The 14,560-nt window shown below is 31.0% G+C and carries 9 protein-coding genes; all 9 read left to right on the top strand.

The genetic code is table 11. From position 1 onward, the window contains the following. The 9 genes from ACVC08_RS18995 (at position 1) to ACVC08_RS18955 (ending at position 14,418) form a co-directional block, all read left to right on the top strand. Positions 1 to 1,026 carry a helix-turn-helix transcriptional regulator gene (locus ACVC08_RS18995; RefSeq protein ID WP_452603250.1) on the top strand — a complete coding sequence of 342 codons (1,026 nt, stop codon included), beginning with the start codon at positions 1 to 3 and terminating at the stop codon, positions 1,024 to 1,026. Positions 1,027 to 1,046: 20 nt separating this feature from the next. Then, a complete protein-coding gene (locus tag ACVC08_RS18990) occupies positions 1,047 to 2,615 on the top strand; it encodes an AAA family ATPase (RefSeq protein WP_452603249.1) in 1,569 nt (522 codons plus the stop codon). Beyond that, the gene (locus ACVC08_RS18985; protein ID WP_452603248.1) at positions 2,612 to 3,631 is read left to right on the top strand and encodes a hypothetical protein; all 1,020 of its coding nucleotides are present in this window, start codon (positions 2,612 to 2,614) and stop codon (positions 3,629 to 3,631) included. Before ACVC08_RS18990 ends, ACVC08_RS18985 begins: the two co-directional genes overlap by 4 nt. Before the next feature lie 84 nt (positions 3,632 to 3,715). After that, entirely contained in the window at positions 3,716 to 5,527 is a 1,812-nt protein-coding gene (locus tag ACVC08_RS18980) for a type I restriction-modification system subunit M (protein WP_452603247.1), read from the top strand. Further along, on the top strand, positions 5,527 to 6,873 hold the full coding sequence (locus ACVC08_RS18975; RefSeq protein WP_452603246.1) for a restriction endonuclease subunit S: 1,347 nt from the start codon (positions 5,527 to 5,529) through the stop codon (positions 6,871 to 6,873). Before ACVC08_RS18980 ends, ACVC08_RS18975 begins: the two co-directional genes overlap by 1 nt. A gap of 2 nt (positions 6,874 to 6,875) precedes the next feature. Beyond that, positions 6,876 to 8,345, top strand: coding sequence for a DNA recombination protein RmuC (rmuC, locus tag ACVC08_RS18970; RefSeq protein ID WP_452603245.1), 1,470 nt, complete (start codon positions 6,876 to 6,878; stop codon positions 8,343 to 8,345). Between the two features lie 2 nt (positions 8,346 to 8,347). Continuing rightward, entirely contained in the window at positions 8,348 to 11,332 is a 2,985-nt protein-coding gene (locus ACVC08_RS18965; protein ID WP_452603244.1) for a type I restriction endonuclease subunit R, read from the top strand. 16 nt (positions 11,333 to 11,348) lie between these two features. Further along, a complete protein-coding gene (locus ACVC08_RS18960) occupies positions 11,349 to 13,121 on the top strand; it encodes an AAA family ATPase (protein WP_452603243.1) in 1,773 nt (590 codons plus the stop codon). Beyond that, on the top strand, positions 13,114 to 14,418 hold the full coding sequence (locus tag ACVC08_RS18955; RefSeq protein WP_452603242.1) for a 5-methylcytosine restriction system specificity protein McrC: 1,305 nt from the start codon (positions 13,114 to 13,116) through the stop codon (positions 14,416 to 14,418). The genes ACVC08_RS18960 and ACVC08_RS18955 overlap by 8 nt, the downstream gene beginning before the upstream one ends. Positions 14,419 to 14,560 lie beyond the last annotated feature (142 nt).

Below are 14,560 nucleotides of genomic sequence, written 5' to 3'. Positions count from 1 at the left end.
ATGCCAAATACAAAACACGCTATAATCAGATACCAAGCATTGGATAAATGTTTCAGAAATATATCTAAAAGGTATTTTATTGATGATTTAGTAAATGCTTGTCAATCAGCTATTGAAAACTTTACAGGAAATGCAGAAGGTGTTCAGAAAAGGCAAGTATATGACGATATAGCTTTTATGATGAGTGAGAATGGTTATAATGCACCCATTGAAAAAGATAAAATGGGCAGAAAGGTATATTATTACTACAGTGATGTTAATTTCTCTATCAATAATCAACCTCTTACTGAATCAGAAGCATTAGAATTAAAGGAAACATTAATAACATTAAATAGATTTAAAGGCTTACCTCAATTTGAATGGATTGAAAATATAACCACCAGATTAGAAGCATCCTTTCAATTTGGTGAACAGGCTAATGAAATTATTGAGTTCGATCAGAATGAATTTTTAAAGGGAAAAGAATATATTAATACGTTATATCACGCCATTATTAATAAAACGGTTTTATTAGTCACTTACGAGAGTTTTAAATCGGAATTAAACACGATTATAGAGTTTCATCCTTATTACTTAAAACAGTATAATAACCGTTGGTTTTCATTTGGTCAAAACCCAAACTTTGATAACATTACTAATTTGGCATTAGACCGTATAATTAATATTGAAATATCAGATAAGCAATATGCAGAAACCCGTATCGATTTTAAAGAATACTTTGAAGATATTATCGGTGTAACTTTTGACGAAAATCAAACCCCTATTGAAGTAACGATTAGGATTGAAAAATCATTATGGCCATATATTAAAACAAAACCATTACACGGTTCTCAAAAGATTAAGCAAGAACAACAAGACCATATAGATATTAGCTTACAGCTCATTCCAAATTACGAATTAGAAAGTATGCTACTACAATATGGTGAAAGACTAACAGTATTAGTACCCGAAACATTAAGGAATTCTTTAAAAGAAAGAACTAAAATGATAATGGAAAACTATAACAGTGTAGATACAATGCACTAATAAGAACAATATTTGAAAAAATGAATAAACAAACAAAAGGAATTTCCTTTAAAAATTTCAGACGTTTCCAAAATTTCCCAATGCTTCAATTAGGAAATATCACCTATATGGTAGGACGAAACAATTCAGGTAAATCTACAATGGTAAAAGCATTACTGTTAATTACCGATTATTTACAAAATCAGTTATCAGATACCTTTTCATTTGATAATGTCGTACTTGAAGATGCTAATATTGTAACGTTTGGTAGAGCAAAAAACAATCTATCTAAAGAACCTACTATTACATTTGAATATCAATTAGATGAATTCGATATTCATATAGTTATATCCGGACAAGATGAAAATACGAAAGCGAAAGTAAATGTATTAAGTGTTAATGACGCCAAAACAGGTATTGACCTAAATATCAATTATTCAAAAGGTAATATTACGGTAAGTAAAGAGCTTATTGAAGATGAAAAAGTTGATGACAATAAACTTAATGTTATAAAACAACTTGAAGATTCAGTATCAGAATTACAAGAGGAATTAGATGCTATAACCGATAAAACTTCTAAAGAGTCAATTGAATTAATGACAGCTTTTAGAAAAGCAAGTGAAAAGCTTAAAGACGCTAAAAAATTACTGCCAAAAGAAAATAAGTTAAAGGGTGATAAGCAATACACGTTAACATACCCTTTATCCGATGTATTACCATATGGCAATAATGATGATAATCTTTTAAGAGCCACCATCGAAAAATTTATACGACATAACGAAGTATTATCAACCAAGAGTAAAAAGGAAATTAAGAATTTTGATGATGTATTAGAGTTAAAACGAAATAGTGGTCACTTAACAGATTTTTCTAATAAGATAACCCAATCTATAAACCGACAATACTTTTACTTTATAGGTGCAAACCCATCTAAACAATCAGCACTTTTTTATTTAAGAGATAAAAACAATGCACTTGCACAAGCCATTCATAATTTTTATCAGTTAACAGCTGGAGAAAAAAATAATGACGAAACAAGGTTTATCAAAGAATGGATGCAAGTATTTGAAGTTGGTGTAGATTTCAGTATTAATATGCAAGCAGGAGAAGCTTATGAATTTAAAATCTTTGAAAAGGATTCTCAAACAGCAGTATCACTTTCAGATAAGGGTATGGGGTCTTTACAAGCAATGACACTCATATTAAAAATAGCAAGTTTAATTCGATTAAGTAAAAAGAATAAAAAGTTTATCACTGTTTTAGTTGAAGAACCCGAATTAAATCTGCACCCAGCTTTACAATCCAAATTATCAGATTTTTTCCACTATGTAAACAAAGAATATAAATTCAACTTTATTATAGAAACACATTCTGAATATATCGTTAGACGATCTCAACTATTGGCTTTAGAAAATGATTATTTATCTAATCAAGAACTGAATCCTAACCCTTTTTCAATTTTTTACTTCCATAAAGAAGACGGACCTTATCAAATGGAATATAATAGTCAAGGAAAATTTAATAGGGATTTTGGTCCTGGTTTCTATGACGAAGCTGGAAGTCTAACCCTAAAAATGATTAAAGAACTTCGCAAAAATAAAGCACAATGATAACACTCTATATTGAACCCAATAAAATAGAGGAATTTGCTTTGTTTGAAGAAGAAATGCCTCATTGGAATAAAATTATTAAAAGTGGTATTCATCTATGTTTAAATATTTCTGATGAAGAACTTGATGCTAAAATTACTGACGAGTTCGACCCACTCTATATTGCTTATAATAGTTCAGGCACAATGAAACTTCCTGTAGCTTTAGGTGGTTATATAGAACAGGTTAAAGAAGATTTATCCCAAACAATAGAAAAGCCAAATGGTATTTTTGTTTTAGATATAGATAACGATGCAGCTATAGACGCTCAAAATAAGATGGGAATGGCTGTTTTTTCAAGCGCGAATGTTCCAGAAGATTTATTTTCTAAAACTTTTTTCATAGAACTTGACAAAAACGCTGAAATAAAAGATGGATGGAAAGGCATCATCCATTTTAACAAACCACTTTCTAATAGTCTTGTAATTTCTGATAATTATTTCTTTACAAATGAAGATAATGGCTTAAATAGAGGTTTAAGTAATTTAATTCCTTTTATTAATGCGTATTTACCAGACCAATTAGAAATTGAATATCATATCACTGTCGTTGCACCTAATAGTAAAGAAAAATCTAACGATTGGTGGATAAAAGAATATGGTAAGTTAGTATTAGCTATTAAACAATTACGAGAATATCCAATAAATATTGAACTTGTTTTAGCGAAATCAGAAATTCATAAAAGAAGAATTGTTAGTAACTATGTAGTCAATAAATCAGACAAGGGGTTTGATGTCTTTTATTCAAATAATTTAGAGAAAGTTAAAGAAGAGAACGATTTTGAATATTTAGAGATATTCTCAAATTTAGATAATTCAGGCACAAAACATTTTCAATCAGCAATAAAATTGATAGATCAAATAAGTAAGCATTGTAATGGTATTGCGGGTTATGTAGCAGTAAATAAAAACCAAATGGATAGAAGTCTTTTTGGCTGTAATGGTGATAAAACAATTAAAAATAGACTGTTAAATTAAATTAAAAAATCTGTGCACTAAAAATGCACACATTATTCCCATATTTGCAATGTCAAACAAAATAAAAGACAACAAACACTAAAAATGAGCAACCAAAATAATAAAGTAGAAGTAGGATTTATTTGGCAGATTACAGACGATGTATTGCGTGATGCCTTCAAAAAAAATGAGATTGGCGATGTCGTATTACCATTTGTAGTTATCCGTAGATTAGATTGTATTTTACACCCTGTGAATGCAAAAGTACGTGAGACCTTCGAAAAATTCCACGACAAACTATCTTCAGAAAAATTAATTCCCGTGTTGCGTAAAGCAGCAGGTGGCTTAAAATTTTACAATACTTCTAAACATACCTTACAGTCTTTAAAAGACGAACCGCAATACATAGAAATTAACTTTAACAACTACCTACAAAGTTTTAACCCAGAAGTACAAGAAATTTTAGAGAGTTTCCAATTCGATAAAATTGTGTCGCGTTTGGTTAAAAACAAATTACTCTATGAAATGATTGATGCTATCTGTAAAATTGATTTACACACAGAGGCTATCGACAATCACGGTATGGGATATGTGTTTGAGGAGTTAATTCGTATATCAAACGAGCAATCTAACGAAACAGCTGGTGAGCATTTTACACCACGAGACGTGATTGAAATTATGAATAATTTCCTTTTCGCAGGCGAAAAAGAAAAGCTATCACAACCAGGTATTATTCGCACCATTTTTGACCCTGCTTGTGGTACAGGTGGTATGGTAAATTTAGGTAAAAAGTTTATTCTCGATAAGGTGTGTGCCGATACTAATCATAAACCGACATTGGTAACTTACGGACAAGAAATTAACGAGCAATCGTATGCCATAGCAAAATCAGAAGCTTTAATTACAGGAGAAGATGCCAATAATATCAAACACGGTAACTCATTTAGCGAAGACCGTTTTCAAGGGAAATCCTTTCATTATATGATGGCAAATCCACCGTATGGGGTAACGTGGAAAAAAGACCGCAAGTTTATAGAAAATGAAGCCTTAAACCCTTCTGGTCGTTTCTATGCAGGTACACCAAGAGTTAGTGATGGGCAATTACTGTTCTTACAGCATATGCTGTCTAAAATGGAACGTGAAGGCTCTCGTATTGGCGTAGTTACCAACGGTTCACCATTATTTACAGGTTCTGCTGGTAGTGGCGAGAGTGATATACGTCGTTGGATTATAGAAAACGATTGGTTAGAATGTATTGTGGCATTACCTAAAGACTTGTTTTATAACACAGGTATTAACACTTATATCTGGTTTTTAACCAATAATAAATCCTCTGAACGTAAAGGTAAAATTCAGTTGATAAATGGTGATGCTAAAGAGACTATAACTACAGAAGGAAATGGAAAGGATAAAGTTAACCAACTATTCTGCCAACCCAACAAAAAGAGTTTGGGTAACAAACGAAACGAAATCACATCGCAACACATTGCGCAATTGTTGGAGATGTACCAAAACTTCGAGGAAACCGACCACTCTAAAATATTTGATAACGAATACTTTGGCTACTACCAATTAACGGTAGAGCAGCCTAAAGTAGATGCTAAAGGAAATATTGTAAAAGATAGTAAAGGTAATCCTAAACCAGATACCAAAAAACGAGATTCTGAAAGTGTTCCATTGACTGAAGATGTAGAAACCTATTTTGAAAACGAAGTAAAACCACACGTGCCTAATGCGTGGATAGACTACGATAAAACACGTATTGGTTATGAAATTAACTTTACCAAGTATTTCTACAACTATACTGCTTTAAGACCTGCAAAAGAGATTAAATCAGAAATTAAAAAGTTGGAAAAAGGAAACCCAGAAACTGGTGAAAAAGGTATTCTTCAATTGCTAAATGAATTATTAAGCTAATGGAAAAAGCATACGAGACATATAAGGATAGTGGTGTAGAATGGATTGGTAAGATTCCAGAAAATTGGAAAAGCGTAAGTCTAAAATGGATTAGCAATATTACCAAAGGAAGAAAACCTAAAGTTGATTATGATGAAAGTGGTGAAAATTTATTGCCATATTTGTCAATGGAGTTTTTAAGAGATAAAACTTCAAATCCTACATATGCATCAATAGATGAAAAAGGATTAGTGTTTGTAGATGATGGAGATATTCTGATATTATGGGATGGTTCTAAAGCAGGTGAAATTGTGAAAGCTAAAAAAGGTGCACTTTCATCAACTATGGCAAAAATTGACATAACAGATTCTGATTTTGAGTCAACTTATCTCAATTATTTATTACAACTAGGTGAAAAACATATTCAAGAGAATACAATTGGTATGGGTATTCCTCACGTTAGTGGTGATGTTTTAAAAGGCTTAAAAATGTTATTACCACCAAAACAAGAACAAACCCAAATCGCAGCTTATCTCGATTACCATACCCAATTAATAGATACCTTAATAAGCAAAAAAGAAACCCTTATAAAAAAACTTCAAGAACAACGACAAGCCATTATTAACGAAGCGGTAACCAAAGGTATCTCAAATAACGGGTCATCGAGCGTAGTCGAGTTGAAAGAGAGTGGCATTGAGTGGTTGGGGGAAATTCCAGAGCATTGGGAAGTGGTGAAGTTTAGATACAAGTTTGAAACTTCAAAAGGCTTAACAATTACAAAAGCTAATTTACAAGATGAAGGAGTTCCTTGTGTAAACTATGGTGAAATTCATTCTAAATATGGGTTTGAGGTTAATCCAGAAATTCACAATTTAAAATGTGTTTCAGAAGAGTATTTAAACACTAATGAAAGTTCATTATTATCAAAAGGCGATTTTGTTTTTGCTGATACATCCGAAGATATTGAAGGTTCTGGTAATTTTACACATTTGCATTCTGATATTCCAACTTTTGCAGGTTATCACACGATAATTGCAAGATTGGTTGATAATAGTAATTATAGATTTTTTGCATACTTTTTTGATTCAAGTACATTCAGAACTCAAATACAAAACTTGGTAAAAGGTGTTAAAGTATTTAGTATAACAAATAAGATTTTGAAAGATACAGATTTACTTTTTCCACCTATTGAAGAACAAAATCAGATAGCAGATTTTATTGATGTAAAAATTGATAAAATATTCGTTTCGAGTGAAAAATTAAAAACTTCAATTCAAAAACTCAAAGAGTACCGTCAGTCTTTAATTTCAGAAGCAGTAACGGGTAAAATTGATGTTAGAGATTGGCAAGAGCCAAATAATAATTAATTATGGAAGCACAGTATATATATCTTATTGTAGGTCTCATTATTGGTGCTGTTATTGCTTACTTATGGTTAAAGCAAAAATTTTCAGCACAAAATGCAACTTTAAAAGCACAAACTAATCACGCTCAAGAAGAACAAACGTCTTTACAAAATGAAGTAAATAGTTTAAATGAAGAAAATAATTCACTTAAAAATGATATAAGTAATTTCAAAACCACCATTGCCGAAAAAAAAGTAGCATTGGATGGTTTAGAAAAAGACCTTAACAAACTACAATTGCAATTCAACAAGTTGGAAGAAGGCTTTAATGCTAAAACAGAGTCTTATAATGCCTTAAATAGCCAATTGGCAACTGCCAATGCTGATAATAAATCATTAAATGAAAAATTAGTATCTCAAAAGGAGGAAATGGATGCAATGGGTAAAAAATTCAATGCAGAATTTAAAAACATTGCTAGTGAAATATTAAAAGATAACACAAAGTCCTTTTCAGAAGTGAACGAAGCTAAAATTAATGAGTTACTTAAACCTTTAAACAAAGATATAGCAGCTTTTAAAACCAAAGTAGAAGAGGTTTATGATAAAGAAGCAAAAGAACGTTTTTCTTTAGGTGAAAAAGTAAAAGAATTAGCAGAGAAAAGTGATAAAATTAGTCAAGATGCTATCAATTTAACTAATGCGCTTAAAGGCGAAGTTAAAACCCAAGGACGTTGGGGAGAAATGATTTTGGAGAATATTCTAGAGATTTCAGGACTTGCAAAAGGGCAAGAGTATTTTATGGAGCATCAGTTATTTGGTCCAGATGGTAAAGCTTTACGTTCAGAGGTAGAAGGTAAAAAAATGCGTCCTGATGCTTTAATTAAATATCCTGATGAACGTAATGTTATAATAGATTCAAAAGTGTCCTTAAATGCGTTTACACGTTATTTTGAAGCTACCACACCAGAACAACAGACCGAGGCTTTAGAGGAACACGTAAAAGCAATTAAAAACCACATCATAGGTTTAAGTGCCAAAGGCTATGACGATTACGACAAAGCACTCGATTTTGTGATGATGTTTATCCCAAGCGAACCTGCCTACATTGCAGCGATGCAGTCAGATCCAAACTTATGGAATTATGCTTACGATAAGCGTATCCTATTAATGAATCCAACCAATTTAATAACGGCTTTAAAATTAATAGTGGATTTATGGAAACGGGAGTACCAAAACCAAAATGCCATAGAAATTGCAGGTAGAGGCGAAAAACTATATAAAAAATTTGTTGGCTTTGTAGAGAATATGGAAAAAGTGGGAGATAATATTGATAGAGCAAAATCAGCCTATGATGATGCTTATGGTCAATTAAGTACAGGTAGAGACAATTTAGTAACTCAAGCAACTAAATTAAAGGAGCTTGGTAACTTTCAACCTAAAAAAGATATTAATCAAACCCTTATTGATAGTGCGCAACAAAACGGACAAGAATAATTATGGCAGGAGGAACTAAAGAAATACATTTTGAAGACCATATAGTAAACTATTTAACTCAAGAGGTTAAAGAGTATAATTTGGTAAACAAAAATAAGTACGACAAAAAATTATGCATCATACCAGAAGATGTATTGGCATTTATAAAAGAAAGTCAACCCAAGAAATACCAAAACATACAAACCCATTTAGGGGTAACTACAGATACTAAAATTGTAGAAGCTGTTGCCAAAAGTTTACGCAATAACAAAACCTTAAAAACCTTACGCAGTAAATTACGTATTTCTGGTGAACGTTTAGATTTGGTATATTTTCAACCTGCTAATAACAAAACACCAGAACACGAAACTTGGTATAAACAAAATCGTTTATCTGTCATTAGGCAACTAGCTTATTCTACTAAAAATAATAACGAGTTAGACCTATGTTTCTTTATTAATGGTATTCCAGTAGCTACAGCTGAATTAAAAAATGCTCTTACAGGGCAAAACCACCACAATGCCATTAAACAGTATATGCAAGACCGAGACCCTAATGGGGAACCCTTGTTAGAGTTTCAGCGTTGTTTGGTACACTTTGCTATCGGTACAGAAAAAGTGTTTATGACCACCAAATTGGATGGTAAATCAACATTCTTTTTACCATTCAATCAAGGGTTAAGAAATTACAATCCTAATGGTTTTGCCACAGCCTATGTTTGGGAAGATATTTTACGTAAAGATTCAGTATTGGATTTAGCACAAAACTTTGTCAATCTACAAGAAGATGTTGAAAAAGTTTACGATGCTAAAAAGAAAGCTATTGTAGAAAAAAAATCTACCAAATTATTGTTTCCAAGATTTCATCAATTAAAAGCGGTTAGACGTTTGTTAGACCAATTAAAAATTGATGGAACAGGTACAAACTATTTAATACAACATTCAGCAGGTTCAGGTAAATCTAATACCATTACTTGGTTAGCATACCGTTTAGCAAACTTCTATCAAAATTATACAGACCAAACAGCCTTATTTGATTCTATTTTTGTTTTAACAGATAGACGTGTATTAAATACTCAAATTCAAGAAAACATCAGGCAGATAGATAACATACCAGGTATGGTTGCTTATTTAGATGAAAAAACAACTGCTCAAGATTTAAAAAGGGAAATAGAACACGGTACACGAATCATTATTACTACCATACAGAAATTCCCTGTAATTTCAGATGAAGTATCTCAAAAGTTAGATAAGAAATATGCAGTAATTATTGATGAAGCGCATAGTTCACAGTCTGGGGAAACTTCAAGGCATATGCGTAAAGCATTAAGTTTAGAAGAAGCAGCAGAAAAAGATACACCTGAAAAGGATTTAGATGAGGTTATAGCAGATGAAATCAGTAAAAAAGGGCAACAACCTAATATTTCACAATTTGCCTTTACCGCAACCCCAAAACCTAAAACCATTGAGTTATTTGGTACACTACAACCAGATGGTGGTAAAGAACCATTTGATATTTACTCAATGGAACAAGCTATTAAAGAAGGTTTCATTTTAGATGTATTAGAAAATTATATGTCATTTAAACGCTATTACAAATTAATTAAGCGTAGCGATATAGAAGATAAAGAATACGAAAAGAAAAAAACAGTACGTGTTTTAGGTAATTATGTCGATTTACAAGACCACGCAATCGAAAAGAAAGCACGTATTATTCTGGAACATTTTGCAGCAGAAACTCAAAATAAAATTCAAGGGAAAGCAAGAGGGATGCTGGTTACTAAATCACGTTTGCACGCTGTAAGATTTAAGCGAAAGTTTGATGATATAATGCGTGAAATGAAGTTGCCATATGAAGCTTTAGTAGCTTTTTCAGGTACTGTAAAAGATGATGAAACTGGAGAGGAATACACCGAAAATAAAATGAATGATTTAGGTGGTAAAATATCAATAGTAGATGCATTAAAATTACCTAAATATAGATTATTAATCGTAGCAAATAAGTATCAAACAGGGTTCGATGAACCAATGATGCACACAATGTTTGTTGACAAAAAATTAGGAGGCACAAGCACAGTACAAACCTTATCGCGTTTAAATAGAAAAGCACGCGGAAAAGAGGCTACTATGGTGTTAGATTTTGTCAACGCCCCAGAAGAAGTGCAAGCCGATTTTCAACAATATTATGGTAAAAACTTTATTCAGGAAGAAAACTTAACAGACCCTAATGCTATTTATGATAGCTTAAATCAGGTAGAAAGTTTTGAAGTGTATTATCCTCAAGAAGTAGAAGCTTTTGCCAATATATTCTTTAGTCCAAAAGATGACTTTGAAAAAATACAACCTATTTTAGAAGAGATAGCAGCTCGTTTTGTGGATAACTTGGAAGAGGAAGACCAAGCTGCCTTTAAAAGTGCAGCTAGTTCTTTTGTGAAGCTATATCGTTTTTTAAGCCAAATCATCACATTTACGGATGTAGAATTAGAAAAAGTATATGTGTTTTTAACAGCTTTAATAAAAAAGTTGCCTTATGCTAAAACGTCTTTACCATTAGATGTGGTAAACGATGTAGAGTTAGATAGCTATAAGATTCAACATAAATACACAACCCAATTAAAGTTAGAATCAGCAGATGGTGAACAAGAAGGAATGAAACCAAGTGGAGCTATGGGTGGAAACGAAGATGAATTAGATTTCTTAACTAAAATAATAAAGGTCTTAAATGAAACATATGGCATTGAGTTAACCAATGAAGATAAAGTCGAGTTTAAAAAAATGAAAGAGAATATTTATTCGAATGCAGAGTTAATGTCTTTTTTCAATAAAGGAAACTCAAAGGATAATATCAAAGATAAGTTTAGTGAAGAAGTAGATTCGGAACTATTAAACTTCATTGATAAGAAATTGGATTTTTACAATAAAATGACAGAAGATAAGATTAACACCTTATTCAAAACAATGTGGTTTAACGAATTATATGATGCTCGTGTTAGAGGCATTGGTAAATAAAATTAAATTTTAAAAAATGAGAAATCCTAATTGGGCAAGAATACACGAGCTTTTCGATGAACTTATCAATTCCTTTATAATTAATAAAAGCAGCATTTTAACGGATGACACGAATATACTTTCTATTGAAACAATAGATAGTATTCAAGGTAGATTTATTGAGAATTACAATGATGAAAAAGACTTAAAATTTCAAGAAAAATTAGCAAGTCAATTTGAAGGAGCGTCATATAATGAAAAACTTGTATTTGCGCACGCAGAGTGGCTATGGTCATATTCTGTTAATGACTTACATACAGCAACAAAGAAAAATTACACCAAAATAATAACCGGTTTAGACGATAATAAAATTAAAGATGAACCTTATAAATATGGTTTTGGTAGTGCTGGTCAATTTCATAAAACCAATAAATATTGGGAGATAGCATTTAATATTGAATTAATAAAAACACTTGTTGAAAAACAATCTGAAGGTGCTGATTTAGAAGAATTAAAAAAATGGGTAGAAGCAATTTGCTTATATCTTAAATACTATCAAGAGAAAGAGAAATATCCTGTAGATGCAAAATTCAGAGAAAGATTTCAAGATAAGGCTCTTACGATGTATAATATATTAACATATTGTGCTTTCCCAGATCGTTACGAAAGAATTGCTTCTAATGGCCATAAAGCTCAAATCTACCATACATTTAGGTCACTTATTAAGGATGAAGAGGGTGAAAACACCAATGCTGATGAATGTATTTTATTAATAAGAGAAAAGCTAAATAAATGGAGAAATAATGGTTTTGACTTCTACGAAAATGACCTAAAAAAGCTATGGAATTATAGTGCAAGTGATATACCTTATGATGAATTACAAGCAATATTATACAAAAAAGCGATTGTTTTATATGGCCCACCAGGCACAAGTAAAACTCATTCTGCAAATACAATAGCAAATGCACTTATAAAAGAAAGCTATCTAAAAAATAAAGGGAATCTTGACACCTTCTTTTCAAATAGTGAATCCATTGTTAATAATAGAATACATAGACTTCAATTACACGCAAATTATACATACGAAGATTTTGTTGCAGGTATGCAATTAGTTGAAGACCAAACCAAACCCCAAAAAGGCAAACTATTTGAGTATTGTGCTTTAGCAAAAAACGATAGTGATAATCTACCTCACGTTTTAATATTAGATGAAATCAATCGTGTTGATTTATCAAGAGTCTTTGGGGAAGTTTTTTCAGCAATGGAAAATAGAAATGAAGATATTGTAACGGCAGTTGGTAACTTCAAATTAAACATACCAGATAATTTATACATTATCGGTACAATGAATGAAATTGACTTTTCTTTAGAGCAAATAGATTTCGCATTAAGACGTCGTTTTTTATGGTTCCCTTATGGTTACAATTCTGGTATCTTACAAGATATTGTTTATTTAAAAAATGAAAAACAAAAGGCAGGCTTATCACATAGAGATATTGAACGATTAATAAATGCTGCAAATGCTTTAAATATTGCCATATCTAATGCTGATGAATTAGGAAAACAGTTTGAAATTGGTCATACATTTTTTGCTGAAATAGTTGATATATATTCGTCTTTTAAAGCGATTAATAATAAAACAAATAGAATTAAAGATAAATTATTCAGAGCCAATGGTCCTGCATCTATTCTTTGGGATATTTCTATTCAACCTATTTTAGAAGCATATTTGGGCAACGTTGAAGAAGATGAAAAGAAAAAAACAATTCAAGATTTAAACAACACCTTCTTTAAAGCATCACTTGATTAATATTAATAAGCATATAATTCATTTAAAAGAAAGCACTCGTATTGGTAATGAGTTGTCTTATGACATAATTCAATTTGTTAACGCTCAAGTTGTTTCTAAAAATTCATTTTTCCATTTTTCTGATAAAGAAAGAGATGCCGAACCTGTTTTTAATTATTATAATAATCAATGGTGGGTGAATAGATTTGTGGGAGAAATTTCATTTACATTTCAAGAGGAAGAATATCAAATTATTATTAAACCAAGATTTGGTGAATTATTTTTATTTGAATTATTAGAAGTCATTTTTAATTTCAAATTCGCAAAGAGTAAACAATCATTAAGTAAATCTGACACCACAGATGATTACATAAAACGTATAATAGCTAAAATTTGGTTATCTAAATTAATACAGGCAAATAAGTATGGTTTACCTCGTACAAATAAGAAAAGAGTTTTTTATGGAGCACAAATAAAGGGTAAGTTAGAAGTTAGAGATAGTATATTACCTTATAAAAACAATAATAAGTTAATATCGTCAAGTTATGAAAAAACGATTAACCCAGATATAGCATCATTGTTATATGAAACATTTAAAAAACTATCAAAAAGTTACGGTTTACCACAAATAAATAAACTACCAAAAAACGCAATTCAAATTATACATCAATTAGAATTAGCGAGAGGTAAATCTTTAAATCGACAATCATTCTGCGATACTTCTAAATTGCCAAAAATATACCAATCCTTCAAAGAAGTATTAGATTTATCAATATCCATTTTAGCCAACAAAACAATGAATAATCAAGCATCAAATAAGCACGGTTACGCATTCTTTTTAGATATGGCTGAAATTTGGGAAATGTATTTATTAAAAATATTCCAAGAAAAGTATAAACTTGAAGGATGGCAAGTAGAATCTGAAACAATACAATCCTATAAAGGTAGCTTTTATTCACGTAAATTAATTCCAGATATTGTATTAAGCAAAGGTAATAAGGTAGCTGTTTTTGATGCTAAATATAAACTTATGAAAGGTTATTATTTAGATGTTGATAGATCAGATTTCTTTCAAATTCATACATATAAGGCATATTACAATAAGAGGAATCAATTAGTAATTTCAGGTTTATTATATCCTATTACTTCAAATAATATCAAAAAAGAACCTGTAAATAGCATTTTGAATGATTATACAAAGTTTTTAATTAGTGGTATTAATATTGAAGATATAGAGAGTACGGAAGATTCATTGTTTAAGTTTAATCAATCTTCAAATGAACTTCTATCATTTATTGATTGTGAAATTAATAATTGAAATAATAAGTCCCCACAAAACAAAACCCAGTTTTTTCGTACCTCAAAACCCTCTGTCTTTTGTTTTGTTCCGCTATCCAACGCGCTTGTAGTTTTTGGTTGCCAACCCACACACAGCACATTGCTTATTTTGTCTAATCAAC

This window comes from Pontimicrobium sp. MEBiC06410, assembly GCF_053601615.1.
The sequence above is the reverse complement of the archived record's forward strand: the minus strand, read 5'-3'. Positions and strand labels throughout refer to the sequence as shown.

What these genes read in the sequence shown, in the direction of transcription:
- rmuC (WP_452603245.1), top strand. Translation starts at nt 6,876, where the DNA reads ATGGAAGCACAGTATATATATCTTATTGTAGGTCTCATTATTGGTGCT.
- ACVC08_RS18995 (WP_452603250.1), top strand. Translation starts at nt 1, where the DNA reads ATGCCAAATACAAAACACGCTATAATCAGATACCAAGCATTGGATAAA.
- ACVC08_RS18975 (WP_452603246.1), top strand. Translation starts at nt 5,527, where the DNA reads ATGGAAAAAGCATACGAGACATATAAGGATAGTGGTGTAGAATGGATT.
- ACVC08_RS18990 (WP_452603249.1), top strand. Translation starts at nt 1,047, where the DNA reads ATGAATAAACAAACAAAAGGAATTTCCTTTAAAAATTTCAGACGTTTC.
- ACVC08_RS18980 (WP_452603247.1), top strand. Translation starts at nt 3,716, where the DNA reads ATGAGCAACCAAAATAATAAAGTAGAAGTAGGATTTATTTGGCAGATT.
- ACVC08_RS18965 (WP_452603244.1), top strand. Translation starts at nt 8,348, where the DNA reads ATGGCAGGAGGAACTAAAGAAATACATTTTGAAGACCATATAGTAAAC.
- ACVC08_RS18960 (WP_452603243.1), top strand. Translation starts at nt 11,349, where the DNA reads ATGAGAAATCCTAATTGGGCAAGAATACACGAGCTTTTCGATGAACTT.
- ACVC08_RS18985 (WP_452603248.1), top strand. Translation starts at nt 2,612, where the DNA reads ATGATAACACTCTATATTGAACCCAATAAAATAGAGGAATTTGCTTTG.